Source organism: Rhizobium sp. SJZ105, assembly GCF_007828365.1.
In the GTDB taxonomy this organism is placed as follows: domain Bacteria; phylum Pseudomonadota; class Alphaproteobacteria; order Rhizobiales; family Rhizobiaceae; genus Agrobacterium; species Agrobacterium tumefaciens.
In genome coordinates this window covers 1,525,817-1,544,537 of the sequence record NZ_VIUP01000001.1, presented here as the reverse complement: position 1 = coordinate 1,544,537, position 18,721 = coordinate 1,525,817, and the positions used below count along the sequence as shown (strand labels likewise).

At 58.9% G+C, this 18,721-nt stretch carries 19 protein-coding genes; 11 read left to right on the top strand and 8 right to left on the bottom strand.

Annotated features, from left to right (window positions below; translation table 11 throughout):
* Window positions 1-15 precede the first annotated feature (15 nt).
* From lnt to trmB, 4 genes are all read left to right on the top strand, one after another.
* Complete coding sequence (lnt, locus tag FB593_RS07805) at window positions 16-1,605, top strand: apolipoprotein N-acyltransferase (protein WP_003514805.1); 1,590 nt, start codon at window positions 16-18, stop codon at window positions 1,603-1,605.
* A gap of 134 nt (window positions 1,606-1,739) precedes the next feature.
* Complete coding sequence (locus FB593_RS07800; RefSeq protein ID WP_003514807.1) at window positions 1,740-2,159, top strand: helix-turn-helix domain-containing protein; 420 nt, start codon at window positions 1,740-1,742, stop codon at window positions 2,157-2,159.
* Window positions 2,160-2,347: 188 nt separating this feature from the next.
* Entirely contained in the window at window positions 2,348-3,610 is a 1,263-nt protein-coding gene (gene metK / locus FB593_RS07795) for a methionine adenosyltransferase (RefSeq protein ID WP_003514808.1), read from the top strand.
* A 173-nt stretch (window positions 3,611-3,783) separates the two neighbouring features.
* A complete protein-coding gene (gene trmB / locus FB593_RS07790) occupies window positions 3,784-4,482 on the top strand; it encodes a tRNA (guanosine(46)-N7)-methyltransferase TrmB (protein ID WP_003514809.1) in 699 nt (232 codons plus the stop codon).
* A gap of 12 nt (window positions 4,483-4,494) precedes the next feature.
* Here the strand turns inward: trmB and FB593_RS07785 are convergent, their stop codons facing one another.
* Complete coding sequence (locus FB593_RS07785) at window positions 4,495-5,394, bottom strand: ribokinase (protein WP_013635377.1); 900 nt, start codon at window positions 5,392-5,394, stop codon at window positions 4,495-4,497.
* A 53-nt stretch (window positions 5,395-5,447) separates the two neighbouring features.
* Window positions 5,448-6,641, bottom strand: a complete 1,194-nt coding sequence (locus FB593_RS07780; RefSeq protein ID WP_041694298.1) for a DNA recombination protein RmuC — start codon at window positions 6,639-6,641, stop codon at window positions 5,448-5,450.
* Between the two features lie 148 nt (window positions 6,642-6,789).
* On the opposite strand from FB593_RS07780, the gene def reads away from it, so the two are divergent.
* Genes def through truA form a run of 3 tightly spaced genes read left to right on the top strand, consistent with a single transcriptional unit; the run spans window position 6,790 to window position 9,085 of the window.
* A complete protein-coding gene (gene def / locus FB593_RS07775; RefSeq protein WP_003514812.1) occupies window positions 6,790-7,302 on the top strand; it encodes a peptide deformylase in 513 nt (170 codons plus the stop codon).
* Between the two features lie 47 nt (window positions 7,303-7,349).
* Window positions 7,350-8,285: a methionyl-tRNA formyltransferase gene (fmt, locus tag FB593_RS07770; protein ID WP_145166443.1), complete on the top strand. Its 936-nt coding sequence runs from the start codon at window positions 7,350-7,352 to the stop codon at window positions 8,283-8,285.
* Window positions 8,285-9,085: a tRNA pseudouridine(38-40) synthase TruA gene (gene truA / locus FB593_RS07765; RefSeq protein WP_113473017.1), complete on the top strand. Its 801-nt coding sequence runs from the start codon at window positions 8,285-8,287 to the stop codon at window positions 9,083-9,085. The genes fmt and truA overlap by 1 nt, the downstream gene beginning before the upstream one ends.
* Window positions 9,086-9,100: 15 nt before the next feature.
* Here the strand turns inward: truA and FB593_RS07760 are convergent, their stop codons facing one another.
* Genes FB593_RS07760 through dapD form a run of 3 tightly spaced genes read right to left on the bottom strand, consistent with a single transcriptional unit; the run spans window position 9,101 to window position 11,746 of the window.
* Window positions 9,101-9,697: a hypothetical protein gene (locus tag FB593_RS07760; RefSeq protein WP_065661437.1), complete on the bottom strand. Its 597-nt coding sequence runs from the start codon at window positions 9,695-9,697 to the stop codon at window positions 9,101-9,103.
* The gene (gene dapE, locus FB593_RS07755) at window positions 9,681-10,877 is read right to left on the bottom strand and encodes a succinyl-diaminopimelate desuccinylase (protein WP_113473018.1); all 1,197 of its coding nucleotides are present in this window, start codon (window positions 10,875-10,877) and stop codon (window positions 9,681-9,683) included. The genes FB593_RS07760 and dapE overlap by 17 nt, the downstream gene beginning before the upstream one ends.
* A gap of 14 nt (window positions 10,878-10,891) precedes the next feature.
* Complete coding sequence (dapD, locus tag FB593_RS07750; protein ID WP_003514821.1) at window positions 10,892-11,746, bottom strand: 2,3,4,5-tetrahydropyridine-2,6-dicarboxylate N-succinyltransferase; 855 nt, start codon at window positions 11,744-11,746, stop codon at window positions 10,892-10,894.
* Window positions 11,747-11,890: 144 nt separating this feature from the next.
* Between dapD and FB593_RS07745 the strand changes: the two genes are divergently transcribed.
* Together FB593_RS07745 and FB593_RS07740 are read left to right on the top strand one after the other, a co-directional pair.
* The gene (locus FB593_RS07745) at window positions 11,891-12,751 is read left to right on the top strand and encodes an LOG family protein (protein ID WP_111795113.1); all 861 of its coding nucleotides are present in this window, start codon (window positions 11,891-11,893) and stop codon (window positions 12,749-12,751) included.
* Between the two features lie 166 nt (window positions 12,752-12,917).
* Complete coding sequence (locus FB593_RS07740) at window positions 12,918-15,263, top strand: methyl-accepting chemotaxis protein (RefSeq protein ID WP_145166508.1); 2,346 nt, start codon at window positions 12,918-12,920, stop codon at window positions 15,261-15,263.
* Window positions 15,264-15,333: 70 nt separating this feature from the next.
* On the opposite strand, the gene FB593_RS07735 is transcribed toward FB593_RS07740, so the two are convergent.
* Window positions 15,334-16,278, bottom strand: a complete 945-nt coding sequence (locus FB593_RS07735; RefSeq protein WP_013635386.1) for a nucleoside hydrolase — start codon at window positions 16,276-16,278, stop codon at window positions 15,334-15,336.
* A gap of 212 nt (window positions 16,279-16,490) precedes the next feature.
* On the opposite strand from FB593_RS07735, the gene FB593_RS07730 reads away from it, so the two are divergent.
* Window positions 16,491-16,916 (top strand): Hsp20 family protein, encoded by a 426-nt coding sequence (locus tag FB593_RS07730; protein WP_019564411.1) that lies wholly within the window; start codon window positions 16,491-16,493, stop codon window positions 16,914-16,916.
* A 56-nt stretch (window positions 16,917-16,972) separates the two neighbouring features.
* Complete coding sequence (locus FB593_RS07725) at window positions 16,973-17,230, top strand: DUF1150 family protein (RefSeq protein ID WP_003493591.1); 258 nt, start codon at window positions 16,973-16,975, stop codon at window positions 17,228-17,230.
* A 43-nt stretch (window positions 17,231-17,273) separates the two neighbouring features.
* On the opposite strand, the gene FB593_RS07720 is transcribed toward FB593_RS07725, so the two are convergent.
* A complete protein-coding gene (locus tag FB593_RS07720) occupies window positions 17,274-17,870 on the bottom strand; it encodes an EF-hand domain-containing protein (RefSeq protein WP_025592284.1) in 597 nt (198 codons plus the stop codon).
* A 122-nt stretch (window positions 17,871-17,992) separates the two neighbouring features.
* Window positions 17,993-18,706 (bottom strand): pyrimidine 5'-nucleotidase, encoded by a 714-nt coding sequence (locus tag FB593_RS07715; protein WP_013635389.1) that lies wholly within the window; start codon window positions 18,704-18,706, stop codon window positions 17,993-17,995.
* Window positions 18,707-18,721 lie beyond the last annotated feature (15 nt).

Sequence of the window (18,721 nt, the reverse complement as noted above, 5' to 3'; positions counted from 1 at the left end):
TTAAACGGAGATGGCATGGAGCGTCTTGCAGGCAGGGTAATGCTGGCCGGCGGCAAAAGCCGCGCAGTGATGGCGATTGCCGCAGGCGCGGTTGGAGCGCTGGCCTTGCCTCCGGTTGGCTTTTTCGCAGCGCTTTTTTTGTCTTTCACCCTGCTTGTCTGGTTGGTCGATGGCTGCACCGGCAAGCCGGGCGGCGGCATCTTCAGCCGCATCATGCCCGCTTTCGGCATCGGTTGGTGTTTCGGCCTTGGTTATTTCGTGGCGGGCCTGTGGTGGCTGGGCAATGCGCTCCTGCTGGAAGCTGACGAGTTCGCCTGGGCGCTACCGCTCGCCATCCTCGGCCTTCCGGCTGTTCTCGCCGTGTTTTACGGTTTTGCGGTCGCAGCCGCCAATATCGTCTGGTCGGACGGTCTCGGCCGTATCGCCGCACTTGCGGCCGCATTCGGCCTTTTGGAATGGCTCCGCAGCTTCATAGCAACTGGCTTTCCCTGGAACGCTATCGGTTATGGCATCATGCCTGTGCCGATCATGATGCAGTCGGCGCATCTGCTTGGTCTTTTTGGTGTCACGACGCTTGCCGTCTTCATCTTCGCCTCGCCTGCCTTGATCGGCACGAAAAAAGGCATGTGGCCGGGTCTCATTGTGGCGGGCCTGCTGCTGGCTGGCCATTTTGGTTATGGCTTTTACCGCCTTCAGACACCGTTGGAGACACCTGCGGATGCGCTGACCGTGAGGATCGTGCAGCCGTCGATCGACCAGTCCCGCAAGATGCTGAATGCAGACAGGGCCGAGATTTTCAGCGAGCATCTGCGCTTGACGGGCCTGCCGCCCGGCGAAGGAAAAAAACGCCCAGATATCATTGTTTGGCCGGAAACCTCCGTGCCTTTCATCCTGACGCAAAATCCGGACGCTCTGGCGGAAATCGCCAAGACGCTTGAAGACGGGCAGGTCCTGTTTACCGGTGCGGTCAGAATGGAAGATGCCGGTGCCGGCCGGCCTCCGCGTTACTACAATTCGGTCTATGCGATTGACAGTCAGGGCGAGATCATCGGCGCGACCGACAAGGTCCACCTGACACCCTTTGGAGAATATGTCCCTTTCGAAGATATTCTACGGGGATTCGGCATCAATAATGTCATCAGCCTGCCGGGCGGCTTTTCAGCCGCGTCTTCGCGCACGCCTTTGACGCTTCCTTCCGGTAAAACCCTCTATCCCCTGATCTGCTACGAGATCATTTTTCCCGAAGAGATGACCCCTGGTCTGGCGGGCGCCGCAGCGATCCTGAACGTCACGAATGATGGCTGGTTCGGCGATACACCCGGCCCTTATCAGCATTTTCTGCAGGCAAGAGTACGGGCCGTTGAAACGGGAGTGCCGGTGATTCGCGGCGCTAATACCGGAATTTCCGCCGTTATAGATCCCTATGGTCGTATTATTGCCGGGTTGGATTACGGCCGGGTCGGAATTGTTGACGCCACCTTGAGTGGTGGGTCAAATGACGCTGTTACTTACGACATACATCGGACGTATTTCTGGTTGATTTTTTCTATCATGCTGACCGTTTCGGTATTTTCTGCCTGGCGTTTTGCCAGGCGCCAGAATTGACCGGGAACCCCTACAATTGCATAGTGAATACGTCAGTCGTAAAACAAGTTTAGACGCTGTCGAAATACCAGCTCATTTCTTCGAATAAGCAATGAAACGAGATATCAACCCTTTCCGAGTGTCAGGACCGCATGATGACCGAAAATAAGAAAAAGCCTAACCCCATCGACATTCATGTCGGAAGCCGAATTCGTCTTCGCAGAACCATGCTGGGCATGAGCCAGGAAAAGCTGGGTGAAAGCCTCGGAATTACCTTTCAGCAAATTCAGAAGTATGAAAAGGGCACGAACCGCGTGGGCGCCAGCCGCCTGCAGAATATCTCCGCGATCCTGAATGTGCCGGTTTCCTTCTTCTTCGAGGACGCGCCGGGTGATCAGGCCGTCGGCACGACGGGCATGGCAGAAGCATCGAGTTCCAATTACGTGGTGGATTTCCTGTCGTCTGCCGAAGGCTTGCAATTGAACCGCGCTTTCGTGAAGATCGCCGACCCGAAGGTTCGCCGCCGCCTCGTTGATCTCGTCAAGTCGCTCGCCGCCGAAGGGGATGCCGAGTAGCACTCGCAGGCGACTGCTTTATTTTCCAGCGTACGGCGCTGGACACTCAACGGTCCGCAAGGGCCGTTTTTTTGTGCCCAATTAGAAAGGAATTCTCACATAAAGATATATTTATGTGGTTGTGTCCTTGTCTTTCATGGCTGAAATGACTAACAAACTCGAAGACCGTTCTTTGAGGGGAATCCCGCATGCGTGCCAATTACCTGTTCACCAGCGAGTCCGTGGCCGAAGGTCATCCGGACAAGGTTTGTGATCGTATTTCCGATGAAATCGTGGATCTCATCTATCGTGAGGCATCCAAGACGGGTGTCGACCCCTGGACCGTGCGCATCGCATGCGAAACGCTTGCGACGACGAACCGCGTCATTATCGCCGGTGAGGTTCGGGTTCCCGATACCCTGCTAAAAAAGGACAAGGACGGCAAGGTTCTCAAGGATGCTGCCGGCCACCCGGTCATCAATCCCTCGAAGTTCAAGTCGGCTGCCCGCAAGGCGATCCGCGACATCGGCTACGAGCAGGATGGTTTCCACTGGAAGACGGCGAAGATCGACGTTCTCCTGCATCCGCAGTCGGCGGATATCGCGCAGGGCGTGGACAACGCCTCCGACAAGCAGGGCGACGAGGGTGCCGGCGACCAGGGCATCATGTTCGGTTACGCCTGCAAGGAAACGCCGGACCTGATGCCAGCTCCGATCTATTATTCCCACCGTATTCTGCAGCTGCTCGCGACCGCCCGTAAAAGCGGCGAAGGCGAAGCTGCGAAACTCGGTCCCGACGCCAAGAGCCAGGTGACGGTTCGTTACGTCGACGGCAAGGCTTCGGAAGCCGTGTCCATCGTTTTGTCCACGCAGCATCTCGATGCCAGCTGGGATTCGAAGAAGGTTCGCGAAGTTGTCGAACCTTATATCCGCGAAGCGCTGGGTGACCTGAAGATCGCCGATGATTGCCAGTGGTATATTAACCCGACGGGCAAATTCGTCATCGGTGGTCCCGATGGCGATGCGGGTCTGACCGGCCGCAAAATCATCGTGGACACCTATGGCGGTGCTGCCCCCCATGGCGGCGGTGCATTCTCCGGCAAGGACACGACCAAGGTCGACCGTTCCGCGGCCTATGCTGCCCGCTATCTGGCCAAGAACGTGGTGGCTGCCGGTCTGGCCGAGCGCTGCACCATTCAGATTTCCTACGCGATCGGCATCGCCCAGCCTCTGTCGATTTATGTCGATCTGCACGGTACCGGCAAGGTCAGCGAAGATCAGGTCGAAGGCGCCATCCGTAAGGTCATGGATCTGTCGCCGTCGGGCATTCGCCGTCATCTCGATCTCAACAAGCCGATCTATGCCAAGACGTCCTCCTACGGCCATTTCGGTCGCAAGGCGGGCCGTGACGGTTCCTTCTCCTGGGAGAAGCTCGATCTGGTGAAGCCGCTCAAGGAAGCTTTGAGCGCTTGAAGCATTTCCAGTAAAATTGCGTAGCGATTTTACGTTCGGAAAATGCGGGGACTTGTTCTAAGCCTTGTCATTCGATGGGGATTGAGAGATACCGGTTGCACCATTTGTAACCCGCATAGTGCCATTCAAGTGGCCCTGTGCGGGTTTAGTCTATTTGTTCTTGAGAGTATGACATGACGGAAGAGCGGCGTTCGCGCGCAACGGAAGCGTTTTTTGGCAGACGCAAGGGCAAGCCACTGCGCAATCAGCAGATCGATACGATCGAAAACCTGCTGCCTTTGCTGAAAATCGATCTGGAAAGCGCGCCTCCGAAAAATCTCGTCGCTCTCTTTCCGGCGGATGTGAAATCGGTCCGCCTGGAAATCGGTTTCGGCGGCGGCGAGCACCTTGCCCACCGCGCGGTTGAAAATCCTGAGACCGGCTTTATCGGCGTCGAGCCCTTCGTCAATTCCATGGCCAAGCTGCTGGCAAGCGTGCGTGAAGGCGAGTTGATGAATATCCGCCTTTACGATGATGACGCGACGCAATTGCTGGATTGGCTGCCGGATGGGTCGATCGATCACATCGATCTTCTCTATCCCGATCCCTGGCCGAAGAAGAAGCACTGGAAGCGCCGTTTCGTTTCCGACGTCAATCTTGCCCGTTTCCATCGCGTCCTGAAACCCGGTGGCAAGTTCTGCTTTGCTTCCGATATCGATACCTACGTCAACTGGACGCTACAGCATTGCGCTCGCCACGGCGGTTTCGAGTGGACGGCGGCAAGTGCCGAGGACTGGCACACCCCCTATGCCAACTGGCCGGGCACGCGTTATGAGAACAAGGCGAAAAGAGAAGGCCGCAGCTCGGCCTATCTCACTTTCATTCGCATTTAACAGCTCGAACCGTCAGATATTCGCGTCCACTTCGGCAGCAACCGGAATGGAAGGCTGGGCGCCGGCGCGGGTGCAGGCGAGCGAGCCTGCGACTGCGGCGCGCTTCAGCGCCTTTTCGAAATCCATACCCTGATCGAGGCTGGCGGCGAGATAACCGCAGAATGTATCGCCAGCGCCAACAGTATCGACCGGCTCGATCTTGAGACCGGACGCCTTGAAGACCTTGCCGTTGCGAATGGCGATCACGCCATCAGCACCAAGCGTCACGATCAATGTCTGGCCGGTCTGCTCATGCAGGGATTTGAGTTCATTTTCCCGTTCGGAGGCTGAAAGTCCGTTTTTGCCGATCAGCAGTTCGAACTCGGTTTCATTGGCGATGACGATATCGGCAAGGCTGGCAAGGCGCGGTCCGTCCGCGGTCAGCGGCGCGGTGTTGATGATAGTGGTGATGCGTTTAGCCTTCGCGGCCGTCAGTGCTGCTTCGATTGAGGGTGCGGGCACCTCGAACTGAAGCATCAGAATATCGCCCGCTGCCATCTCCGCCACGGCTCTTGCGGCGTCGGATGCGGAAACTTCGCCATTGGCGGCGGGAATGACCGAGATCATGTTCTCCCCGCCTTCACCGATCAGGATTACGGCGGTTCCCGTGGGGCCGGGCGCGGTCTTGACGAGCGACAGATCGGTGCCGGCATCGCGCAGCAATGTCAGCGCTGGCGCGGCAAAGGTGTCATCACCCGTAGCGCCCGCCATTTTGACCGTTGCACCTGCGCGCCGTGCGGCAAGCGCCTGATTGGCTCCCTTTCCGCCGGCCGCCGTGGAAAAGGTCTCTCCCGTCACGGTTTCACCGGGTTTGGGCAGGCGTTTGGCGGTGGCGACGAGATCCATGTTGATGGAGCCGAAAACAGTAATCATCAGGGCATGTCCGTATGAAATTCAAAGCAAGGCGGCGACTTTGCCCGAGGGGATCACTCGTCGTCAACCACCCGCAACTTGGCCGTTCCTGCCCTGTTCTCTGCAAAGCGTCGCGCCTGCTCGATTTCGCTATGGGAGGTCTCCTTTTCCGTCGGCGAAAAATCGAGGCCCTCGATCTTCTGGCCACGCGCCAGCACCTTGTCGGAGGAAATCAGCATCATGTCGACATCTTTCTGCGCCAGCCCGAAATGGGCTTGCAGCTTGCGCGTCCGGTCGTCCAGCCGCCGCACGTCATCCATGAGAAGCGCGACTTCACCCTGAATGAGGTGCGCCTGCTCGCGCATGCGCTGGTCCTTCAGCACCGACTGGATAACCTGCACCGACAGCATCAAAAGCGATGGCGAGACAATGACGACACGAGCGCGATGGGCACGCTGCACGAGATATTCGAAGTGCTGGTGAATATCGGCGAAGATCGATTCCGACGGCACGAAGATGAAGGCCGTATCCTGCGTTTCGCCGCGTATCAGATATTTCTCCGCCACGTCGCGAATATGCACTTCCATATCGCGGCGGAACTGCTGGGTTGCAGCCCGTTTGCCCTCGGGCGTTTCATCCGCCTTCAGCGCATTCCACGCCTCCAGCGGAAACTTGGCGTCGATGACGAGGGACGGGGCGTTGTTCGGCATCCTGATGATGCAATCCGGTCGGTAGCCATTCGAAAGCGTGGGCTGAAGCTGAAAGGCCCCGGCGGGAAGCGCATCGGCGATCAGCGCTTCCATGCGCGCTTGCCCGAAAGCGCCGCGCGTCTGCTTGTTGGAGAGGATCGCCTGAAGCCCGACCACGTCTTTTGCCAGATCCTGAATATTGCCCTGCGCGGCATCGATAACCGCAAGCCGCTCCTGCAGGCGGCTTAGATTCTCGTGCGTCGACCGGGTCTGCTCGGTCAGCGTCTCGCCCAGCCGCTGCGACATGCCGTCGAGGCGCTGGTTGATCGTCTGGCCCATCTCGCTCTGGCGCGTGCCGAGCGTCTCGGCCATCGCCGCGATCCGGCCGTGCAGTTCCGACTGGGTTTTCAACAGATCGGAAATTTCACCATCGGCTTCCGCTTTTTTCCCACGACTTTTCGTGACCATCCAAAAAGCGGAAAGGCCGAAAACGAGAGCCGCAAGAAGCCCGCCGAAGCTGATGTCGACGGAGCCGGCCCGCATGGCGGGATCGAGGAGAAAAGAGAAATCGATACTCATGGCTAAATCTACCAGATTTCCAGTGATTCGTAAGATCAAAACAAGAACATTCATGCGGCGGAATTGAGTCGGGCAAAACCGGACGAAGGTCTCATTTCGACCGCGTATTTTTTATTTCCTCCGCGCAAGAGATACGTTATGGGAAGCCATGACTATCAAACCGCTTATCATTTTGCCCGATCCCGTGCTGCGCCAGCAATCAAGGCCCATCGAACAGGTGGATGCCGAAGTGTTGCGCCTTGCCGACGATATGCTCGAAACCATGTATGATGCGCCGGGTATCGGCCTTGCCGCCATTCAGGTGGGCGTGCCGCGCCGCATGCTGGTGATAGACGTTTCGCGCGAGGACGAGGAGAAAAAGCCGGTCGTCTTCATCAATCCGGAAATCCTCAAAGTGTCGGACGACGTCTCGGCCTATGAGGAAGGGTGTCTCTCCATTCCCGATTATTATGCCGAGGTAGAGCGTCCCGCATCCCTAACAGTGCGATATGTCGATCGTGACGGAAAGCAGCAGACGGTCGATGCGGACGGACTTCTAGCGACGTGTCTGCAGCATGAGATCGACCACCTGAACGGCATTCTGTTCATCGACCATATTTCGCGGCTGAAGCGAGAAATGGTCATCAAGAAATTCACCAAAGCAGCCCGCGCTAAGGTCTGATTCGTCTTAAATATGTAGACGGACCGGCATAGAGGGCAGGGGGCGATATGGCTCTTCGCATCATTTTCATGGGCACGCCGGATTTTTCCGTTCCCACGCTGCGTGCATTGGTGGACGCTGGTCACGAGGTCGTTGCCGTTTATACGCAGCCGCCGCGCCCAGGCGGTCGCCGTGGCCTTGATCTGCAGAAATCGCCGGTGCATCAGGCGGCCGAACTGCTGGGTCTGCCCGTGCTGACGCCGGTGAATTTCAAGGCCGAGGAAGACCGGCAGCAATTCAGGGAATTCGATGCGGACGTCGCTGTTGTAGTTGCCTATGGGCTGCTATTGCCCGAGGCTATCCTGAGCGGTACGCGTCTTGGCTGCTATAACGGCCACGCCTCGTTGCTGCCGCGCTGGCGCGGCGCTGCTCCCATTCAGCGGGCGATCATGGCTGGCGATGCCGAGACGGGCATGATGGTCATGAAAATGGAAAAGGGGCTGGATACCGGCCCGGTGGCGCTGACCGCCAAGGTCACGATCGGTGAGAATACCACGGCAGGTGAATTGCACGACAGCCTGATGCTGACAGGCGCGCGGCTGATGCGGCAGGCGATGGACAAGCTGGAAGCAGACGATCTTCCTCTCGTTGCGCAGCCGGAAGAAGGCGTCGTTTATGCCTCGAAAATCGACAAGGGCGAGACCCGGATTAATTTTTCCCGGCCGGCACAGGACGTCCATAACCATATCCGCGGCCTTTCGCCTTTTCCCGGCGCTTGGCTGGAAATGGAAATCGGCGGTAAGGCCGAGCGCGTGAAGGTTCTGGCGTCAGAACTGGCGAGCGGTATGGGCGAAGCAGGCGCTGTGCTCGATGAAGCCCTGACCATCGCCTGCGGCAGTGGCGCGGTGCGGCTTACCCGTTTGCAGAAGGCGGGTGGCAAGCCGCTATCGGCTGCCGATTTCGTTCGTGGCACACCTGTTCCCGCCAGAACGAGGCTCGGCTGATGCCGCGTTTCCGCATAACCGTCGAATATGACGGTACGCCTTACTTCGGCTGGCAGAGACAGGATAACGGCCCTTCGGTTCAGGGCGCGCTTGAAGCTGCCGTCCGGTCGCTGACCGGCGAGACTGTGTCCATTCGCGGCGCTGGCCGCACCGATTCCGGCGTGCATGCCGTGGGACAGGTAGCCCATGTCGATCTTTCCCGCGATTGGGCGCCATATAAGCTTCGCAATGCTCTCAACGCCCATCTAGCCATGGCGAAAGAGGCCGTCTCGGTTATCGACGTAACGGCGGTGACCGAGGATTTCGACGCGCGCTTCTCCGCGCTTCGCCGCCATTATCTGTACCGCATCATTTGCCGGAAAGCGCGGCTGGCACTCGAGCACAAGCGTGCATGGTGGGTATCGAAAGATCTGGACCACGAACGCATGCATGAAGCTGCACAGATGCTCGTCGGCCGGCACGATTTTACCACTTTCCGCTCGGTTCATTGTCAGGCGAGCAGCCCGGTCAGAACGCTCGACCGGCTGGATGTGACGCGCAATGGCGATCTTATCGAGATACGCGCCACCGCGCAGAGCTTTCTCCACAACCAGATACGCTCTTTTGCCGGAACGCTGAAAATGGCCGGTGAAGGCAGCATGACACCGGAAGACGTGCGCGCGGCACTGGAAGCACGGGATCGCAAAGCCTGCGGCCCAGTCGCGCCGCCGGATGGTCTCTATTTCATGCAGGTCGATTATCCCGACGTCATTCCGCCGCGTGTCTATTCAAAGGTCGAGACGGTCGAAGACACGGACTGAAGTCCGTCTCGTTTCTCAGGCCGGATAAACGCCGAGAAAACGCTGCAGCGCCTCGGACAGAAGCATGCCCGGCACCAGCAGGGTCATGACGATCGCCGAGACAAGCAACGACTGGTCGCGGATGAAGAAGCGCACGATCCGCGAAAAGGCGAAGACCAGCGACAGCAGGAGTGCCAGCCAGAGGATGGCGATCAGCCCCTGCAAGGGCGGCAGAAAAAACGCGATCAGGATCAGAACCGCATAGGCATAGGAAAATGGCAGCGACAGCCAGTTCATGGTGGTGACGAGGGGGGCGAATTTTTCCCGCGCGCCGAAAGCGAACAGCAGCATGCCGATCAACAGCAGCGGCACGATCCAGCAGATGGCTTCGACCATGGCCAAGCGGAAAAAGTAGATTAGTCCCGTTTTGGTTCCAGGCGGACAACTGGCAAGGAAGGCGTTACGTAGCCACAGCCAGGACACCAGCATGGCGGGCAGGCACCAGAGGGCGGAGTAGAAGGACCGCCACATGCCGCGTTCGGACAGATCCAGATAACGCGCGCCGGTATGGTCGCCGAGCAGCAGCAGCCAGAGGCCTTTCAGATAGAGCCTTACTTCACTTGCCGTCGGCATGGGAGAACCAGCGTTCGATGAAGGTCTCGTAGATGCGTGTCAGCGTCTCCAGATCGGCGACTTCCACGCGCTCATCGACCATATGCATGGTCTGCCCGACGAGGCCGAATTCCACGACGGGGCAATAATCCTTGATGAAACGCGCATCCGACGTGCCGCCAGTGGTCGAAAGCTTGGGCTCCTTGCCTGTCACGGCTTCCACGGCGCCGGAAAGCGATGAGATGAGCGCATTGTTCCGGGTCAGGAAAACATGGGCAGGACGGTCGGCCCAGACGATCTCATATTTGACCGGGCTGCGGTCGGGACGAAGTTCTCCCTCGGCAGCGGCGGCATCGAGGCGGCGGATGATTTCCGCCCGCAGGCTCTCCACCGTCCAGCTGTCATTGAAACGGATGTTGAACGACGCCGTCGCCCGCGCCGGAATGACATTTGTGGCGGCATTGCCGGTGTCGATGGTCGTCACTTCCAGATTGGACGGCTGGAAGTCGTCCGTACCGTGATCGAAGGGCGGATACATCAGCGCGTGGGTCAGTTGCAGCAGCCCGCGAATGGGGTTGTCGGCCAGATGCGGATATGCGGCATGACCCTGCACGCCATGCACGGTGATGCGGCCCGAAATCGACCCCCGGCGGCCGATCTTGATCATGTCGCCCAGCTGGTCGGGGTTGGTCGGTTCACCCACCACGCAGGCATCCCATGTCTCGCCTTTGGCGGCGGCCCATTCCAGCAGCTTGGAGGTGCCGTTGATCGAGGGGCCTTCCTCGTCACCGGTGATCAGGAAAGAAACGGAACCTTTCGGTTTTCCGTGTTTCTCGATGTAGCGGGCAATGGCAGCAACGAAACAGGCAATGCCGCCCTTCATGTCCACCGCACCACGGCCGAACATTTCCCCGCCGGCAATTTCAGCGGCAAAGGGCGGATGGCTCCATGCCGCCTCGTCGCCCACCGGAACGACATCGGTATGGCCCGCAAACATCAGGTGCGGACCTTCCGTGCCAAGCCGGGCGTAGAGGTTTTCAACGTCAGGCGTTCCCGCTTCCCTCGCCACCATCTTTTCCACCGCAAAGCCAAGCGGTGAAAGCAGGGTGTCTAGCAGCGATAGCGCGCCACCTTCGGCGGGCGTCACCGAAGGGCAACGGATGAGGGCGGCGAGATTTGCAACGGGATCGGTCGTGGTCATGGTATCAGCTTTTATCAGTCGCGCAGAAGCTCGTTGATGCCGGTCTTGGAGCGGGTCTTTTCATCGACGCGCTTGACGATGACGGCGCAATAAAGGCTCGGGCCCGGCTCGCCGTTTGGGAACGGCTTGCCCGGCATGGTGCCGGCAACGACGACGGAATAGGGTGGCACTTCGCCATAGGTGATCTCGCCGGTGGCGCGATCGACGATCTTGGTCGACTTGCCGATGAAGACGCCCATGCCAAGAACGGCGCCTTCGCGCACGATGCAGCCTTCTACGACTTCCGAACGGGCACCGATGAAGCAATTGTCCTCGATGATGGTCGGGCCGGCCTGAAGCGGCTCCAGAACGCCGCCGATGCCAACGCCGCCGGACAGATGCACGTTCTTGCCGATCTGCGCGCAGGAGCCGACCGTCGCCCAGGTGTCGACCATCGTGCCTTCATCGACATAGGCGCCGAGATTGACGAAGGAAGGCATCAGCACCACGTTCTTGGCCACATAGGCCGAGCGGCGCACGACGGCGTTAGGCACTGCGCGGAAGCCCGCAGCGCGGAACTGGTTTTCACCCCAGTTCTCGAACTTCGACGGCACCTTGTCCCACCAGGTGGATTCACCGGGGCCGCCGGTGACGATTTCCATGTCGTTCAGACGGAAGGAGAGGAGCACGGCCTTTTTCAGCCATTGGTTCACTTTCCAGTTCCCGTCCGCCTGCTTTTCGGCGACGCGTACCTTGCCGCTGTCGAGAAGTTGAAGAGATGTGTTCACCGCGTCGCGAACCTCGCCCTTCGTCGATACGTTCACACCGTCACGGTTGTCGAAGGCTGTTTCGATGGTGGTTTCGAGGGAGGTGAGATCCGGAAGGCTCATGGAAAATTCCTTGAATGTCGCGTGTGTTCTTGGCCACGGATGGTCCCGCGCCGCTGGAAGGCTCTGGTCATTTGATCTAAGGGAGTGTTGGAAAGGCGTCAATGTGATTTGGGTGATTTGGCGCACCAGACGAAAGGCTTGGAAATGGCACGACTGAAAAACGGCAAATTGCGGCGCAAGGATGGGGTGTGGGACCCGTTGAAGCGTAGCTCTGCGGACAAGCAGCAGGCCGATGTCATTCCCAAAACACCGCAGTCGGATTCCCCATCCTACCGGCTTGCCTACGCGGATATGGATTTTCTCTGCCGCGAGGAGTTGCGCCCCGTCAGGCTTCAACTCGAACTTCTGAAGACGGAAATGGCGCTGACCGAGCGGGGCATCAAGTCCACCGTCGTCATGTTCGGCGGCGCGCGCATTCCCGAGCCCGGCGGGGAGGCTTGGGCGGCCCGCAACGAGACGCAGAAACGCAATCTGGAGCAATCCTCGGTTTACTACGAGGAGGCGCGCAAGTTCGCCCGGCTCTGCACCGACTACGGCGCGAAATCGGACCATCTGGAATATGTCGTGGTCACCGGCGGTGGTCCCGGCGTGATGGAAGCAGGCAATCGCGGCGCAGCCGATGTCGGAGGCCCGTCCATCGGCCTCAACATCGTTCTGCCGCATGAGCAGGCTCCCAACCCCTATGTCACGCCGGAGCTGAGCTTCAACTTCCACTATTTCGCCATCCGCAAGATGCATTTCCTGATGCGGGCCAAGGCCGTGGTGATCTTCCCCGGCGGTTTCGGCACGCTCGATGAACTGTTCGAGACGCTGACGCTGATCCAGACGAAGCGCATGGCGCCCATCCCGCTCATTCTCTTCGGGGAGAAATTCTGGCGCTCCGTCGTCAATTTCGAATTCCTCGCGGACTTCGGAACAATTGCACCCGAAGATATGGAGCTGTTACATTTCGCCGAAACCGCCGACGATGCATGGAACATCGTATCCGCCTATTACGAGCACTGATTTCGGCTTGATGCGACGGGGGAATTTTAGGGGTTAATTAGCAAAGATATTCTAATTTCCCCTCGTCGCGTTGCAGCGCACTGCCCCCAGCGGGCGGGCCTCCATGACGGAGATTTCTCATCCGTTGACGCCAGCCTTTTCGGCCGGCGATTTGATCGAGGCCAAAATGTTCAATTTCAAAGTGAAGTCGCTTGCGACCAAGCTGATCCTTGTAACCGGCTGTGCAATCACCACGGTCCTTGTCGCATCGAATTCCTTCCTCATTTCCCAGACCAGCGACCGTGTCCATTCGCTGACCATGGATCAGGCGAACACCGAGGCACGCGCCATCGCCAACGTCATCGCCGCAGATGTCGGTGAACTCGATAGCGCTGCCCGCTCCATGGCCGGTATCATCGGCCGTGCGCACCAGGCGAAATCGATGGACCGCCCGGGCATCGTCAACATCCTCAAGGCCAATGTCGAGCAGAATGCTTTCGCTTTCGGAAGCTGGTTCTGTGAGCAGTTGGGCCTTTTCGACGGACAGACCACCGAGATCGCCAACAGGCTCGATCTCGGCACCAATGCAACGGGTGCATTTGCCCCCTACTGGTCGAAGACCCAGAAAGGCGACATCCAGTTTTCGACCTTCAAGAACGACTATGCGGCGGAGTGGTATTCGCTGGCTGCCAAATCCGGCAAGGGTGCCATTACCCAGCCCTATCTGGCCGAAGGCACGGAAGTGCCCACCACAATGACCTCGCTTGCCTATCCCGTCATGTCTGATGGTAAGATGATTGGTGTGGCGGGGGTCGATATCTCTCTGGCAGCTCTGTCGCAGAAGCTGCAGGCGCTGCATCCTTTCGAAACCGGCCGTGTGACACTCATTTCGCAGGGCGGCCAATGGCTGGTACCGCCGACGCCCGAGCAGAACATGAAGGCCTATGACGGAGAGGGTGCAAGCACCGTTCAGGCGGCGATCACATCCGGCAAGCAGGGCCTGATCGAAAATCTCGGCCTTGATACCGACGCGCCCTATAACCGCCTTGTCTATCCGTTTGCGGTTCCGGGCCTCAATGCCACCTGGGTGGTTCTGGTGGATATCCCGCATCAGGCGTTGAACGCGCCGGTGCAGGAGCAGACTTATCTGATGATCCTTGGGGCGATCGTCATTCTTGCGGCGGTTATTGCCGCGCTTTATTTCTCCGTCCGCTATTTCGTCCGCAATCCGCTCGCCTCGCTGGTCTCCGATGTGAAAACACTGAGCGACGGTCGTTACGATGTGCCGGTTTCCGGACAGGACCGCAGGGATGAGACGGGCGCGGTGGCAACGGCTCTGGAAGGCTTCCGTGCGAAGCTTGCCGGTATCCGCGAAATGGAAGCGGATGCCGCCGTGCAGCGTGGCAATGCGGAAACGGAGCGCCAAAGGTCCGAATCCGAGCGCAATGAGAACAGCCGGATGCAGCAACATATCGTGAGCGTACTAGGCGCGGGTCTCAATGCGCTCTCGCAGGGCAATCTGACCTATCGTATCGAGGACCAGTTCCCCGGTGAATATGCAAAGCTGCGCAACGACTTCAACTCGGCGCTCGCCAGCCTGGAGGAAACCGTTTCCACCGTCAACGGAACCGTTGCCAGCATCGGCAACGGCACCGGCGAGATCACCCGCGCTGCGAGCGATCTCTCCCACCGCACGGAACAGCAGGCTGCAAGCCTGGAAGAAACCGCTGCCGCCCTCAACCAGCTGACTGCGCAGGTCAATTCCAGTGCGGAAAACGCAGCGCAGGCGGCGACAGCTGTCAGCAATGCCTGCGACGACGCCGGCAAGTCGGGCGAGGTCGTGCAGCAGGCCGTCAGTTCCATGGAAGGCATCGCTCAATCCTCGGCGGAAATCTCCCGCATCATCGGGGTAATCGACGAAATCGCTTTCCAGACCAACCTTCTGGCGCTGAATGCCGGTGTGGAAGCTGCCCGTGCGGGCGAGGCTGGCAAGGGTTTTGCCGTTGTCGCGCAGGAAGTACGTGAACTGGCGCAACGTTCCGCGACAGCCGCGAAGGAGATCAAAGGTCTGATCAACACCTCCGCAAGGCAGGTGGGCGAGGGCGTCCAGCTGGTCGGCAAGGCCGGCGAGACGATGAGAAAGATTGCCGATCAGGTTCTGCAGATCAACCAGCTGATACGGCAGATTTCGGCCTCCGCCAGCGAGCAGGCGGTAGGTCTCAAGGAAATCAACTCCGCCGTCACTCAGATGGACCAGGTCACCCAGCAGAATGCTGCCATGGTGGAAGAAACAACGGCGGCAAGCGTGACGCTGAACAGCGAGGCGGAAACGCTGAAATCGCTCGTTGCCGGCTTCTCCGTATCCGGCGGTCATTCCAGCCAGTCGAGCCAGCAATTGCGCGCCACCGCGGCGGCAATGCGTGCGCCTGTCGCCCCGTCACAGGCATCGGGCCGCTCGGCTGCGACCCAACGTTCCCGCCCAAGAACCAGCGGCGCAAACGCGCTGGCACAGGACGACTGGACCGAGTTCTGAGAAGATCCCGTGGTTCCAAATGAAAGGGCCGCTGGTCATGCCAGCGGCCCTTTTCATGTCTGCGTTTCCATCAGAGGCGGGCGAAACGTTCCGTCAGCAATTCGAAAAAGCCGTCCGCATCCACATTTCGCATCACGCGGGCGTTGACCGGGCGCTCGGTCACCCGCCACCAGTCCACCACCGTCATGCCCATGGTCAGTTCGGAATTGACCTCGATTTCGACATTGCAATCGCGGCCCTGAAATAGCTCGGGCTTGAGGAGATAGGCGATGACGCTTGGATCGTGCAGGGGGCCGCCGTCCGAACCGTATTTCTCGATGTCGAAACGCTCAAAGAATTCCAGCATTTCCGCCATGGCGATTGCCGGGCGTGTGCCTATATCGCGAATGCGGCTGACACGCGCCTTGGTGGTCAGCAACTGGTGGGTTACGTCAAGCGGCATCACGACGATGGGCACGCCGGAACGGAAGACGATATCGGCAGCCTGCGGATCGACATAGATGTTGAATTCCGCAGCCGGTGTGATGTTGCCGCCTTCAAAGAAGCCACCACCCATCATCACCAGTTCCTTGACGCGGCCGGCAATCTCAGGGGCCTTTTGCAAGGCCAGCGCCACATTGGTCAACGCGCCGAGCGTGCAGAGGGTCACGGTGCCCGCAGGCTCCCGCAGCAGCGTTTCGATGATGAAATCGACGGCGTGCTGCTTTTGTGCCTCCATCGTCGGCTCGTCGAGAACCGGGCCATCAAGGCCGGTGCTGCCGTGAACATGCTCGGCAGTGATGGGCTTTCGCACCAGTGGCCGCTCGGCACCCTCATAGACGGGAATATCGGTGCGGTCGCACAATTCGCAGATGATGCGGATGTTGCGGCTGGTCAGTTTCAGCGGAACATTGCCGGCGACGGCGCACAGACCGAGAATTTCAATTTCTTCCGGGCTTGCGAAAGCCAGCATGATGGCTGCCGCGTCGTCCTGACCTGGATCCGTGTCGATGATGATTTTTCTGCGTTCTGCCATGTCTTGCCCGCCGTTGAGATAAGGCGCTTTTTTCGAGCGGCGGACGCTCACTTGTCAAGTCTCATTCCTCGGCGTGCCTGCCTTTGCCTTGTGGCCCCGCCTTGCGCATCGTGGTTTTGCTTCCCATATTGCGTACAGCCGGTAAGATTGACCGGCAGGGTTGCCGGAAGCGGGACCGCGAAACGTCGCTTGGTTGCAAGGACAGAGACGATATGAGCCGCATGACGCCATTCACCCACCCGCTTTTGCTGGGTTTTGATGCCATGGAAAAAACGCTGGAGCGTATGGCGAAGGCCAATGATGGCTATCCTCCATACAACATCGAGCGTCTGCCCGGCGCTGAAGACGTGCCGGAACGCCTGCGTATCACGATTGCAGTCGCCGGTTTTTCGCAGGACGATCTGGATGTGACGACGGCCGACAACCAGCTCGTCATTCGCGGTCGCCAGCAGGAGCAGGAAAAGCGGGATTTTCTCTACCGGGGTATCGCTGCCCGGCAATTCCAGCGGGTCTTCGTGCTTGCAGACGGCATGCAGGTGAGGGACGCGCGCCTGCGCAATGGCCTTCTTGCCATCGATCTGGTGAAGCCCGAAATTTCAAACGTGGTAAAGAAAATTAATATTTCCGTCTCAGAGTAGAACGTGAACGCCGGAATCCGACACGAATCGCTCGGCGTGAAGAAGGAGGCTGAAATATGCTTTTAAAAGAAGCGCATGCGCGTCTCACCCGGTCCCAGCTCGCTCATATCGGCGAGGGAGAAGTGGGCTATATCCGTAAAATCCGTGCGGAAGACGTAAGCCGCTGTTTCCCGGAAGCGCCTGATCTCGATCCGCAACTCGATCTCTGGGCCCTGTTTGGCGCGGATGGCACGCCGATCCTCCTGACAGACAATCGTTCCAGCACGTTTTTCAAGGCTGCCGAAGACGATCTGAAAACCGTCAGCCTGCATTGAAAGGAAAAAAGCCCGCCGATTGAGCGGGCTTTTTCTTATGTGATTAAAGGAACGGGCGGTCTGGCATATCATCGATAGAGATGACGCCGTCCTTGTTCCTGTCCAGCCGTTCGAACATTTTTTCGCCGGCTGCGGTGAATTCGGCCTTGCTGACCTGGCCGTTTTCATCGGTGTCGGCCATGCGCATCATCGCGAACGCCCCACCCTTGCCGCCATGCTTGCCCCAGCCCTGACGACCGCCATGTTCGCGTTCGGCGCGCTTGCCCTCAGGTCCCTTGCCTTCGCCCGCTTTGGCGTCGGCAGCCTCTGGGCGCGGATGAGCCGCACGGAACGCCTCCATTTTGGCCTGGCGGTATTCACGCATTTCCTTTGGCGTGATCGAACCGTCCTTGTCCTTGTCGATCTCGGCAAAAAGTGCGTCCTGACGTGCGGCGAACTCTTCCTTGGTAATCTTGCCGTCCTTGTTGGTGTCCGCCACCTTCAGCAGCTGAACGAACGCCAGTTCCGGGCGAAACGGCATGCGCTCGCCGTGGCCTTTGCCGTGCGCTGGCGGGGCCGCAAAGCTGGCTGTAGCGGCCGAGCCGAGCAAGAGGGCTGCGCCAAGAGCAGAGAGTGCGATCTTTCGTGTAGACATCGTCATTACCTTCCGTTGGTGTCCCTGAGGAGGAAGATAGTGGCGCAGGTGGCAGTTCACTACTTAAACATCCGTAAGGTGCATGAAGCTTCGGTAATGTCGTCTGCGCTCGATTTCGATGTCACCTGTCAGCGGGCGATCGTTTTGATCAGGAAACCGGTCAGATCGTCAGTGATGTAGTCGATATGCTCATCCGTCGCAGCGGGGATCTCCCAGCGCTCCATGATCACGCCTTCGAGGTTCGAAGGAACGAGCAGCACGGTCTTCATGCCAAGTGCCTTGGGTGCCGCGAGATTGCGCGGCAGGTCCTCGAACATGGCGGCTTTTCTGGTGTCGAGCTTCGCAAGTGCGGCAAACTTCTCATAGGTCGCGCTGGCTGGTTTTGGCAGATAGTCTGCGGCGACGATATCGAAAATATCCTCGAAATGGTCGAGAATGCCGAGCGCGCCCGCCGCTGCCTGTGCATGCTTGACGCTGCCATTGGTGAGGATGAACTTGCGGCCCGGCAAAGCCTTGATTGCCTCGCCGAGCTCCGGATGCGGGCTCAGCGCGGAATAGTCGATGGCATGCGCGCGCTCCAGAAACTCGTCCGGGCTGATGCCGTAGTGGATCATCAGGCCCTGAAGCGTGGTGCCATGTTCGTGGTAATAGCGCTTCTGAAGCGCGCGAGCCTCGTCGGGCTCGAGCTTTAAAAGCTCCGCAACATACGCCGTCATGTTACGATCGATCTGGGAAAACAGATTGACGTGATGCGGATAGAGCGTGTTGTCGAGGTCGAAGACCCATTCGCTGACGTGGGCGAAATCGGCGGCATCGGGCAGGTTTTTCGGCTTTGTGTCCATGGGCAGCTTTATGCC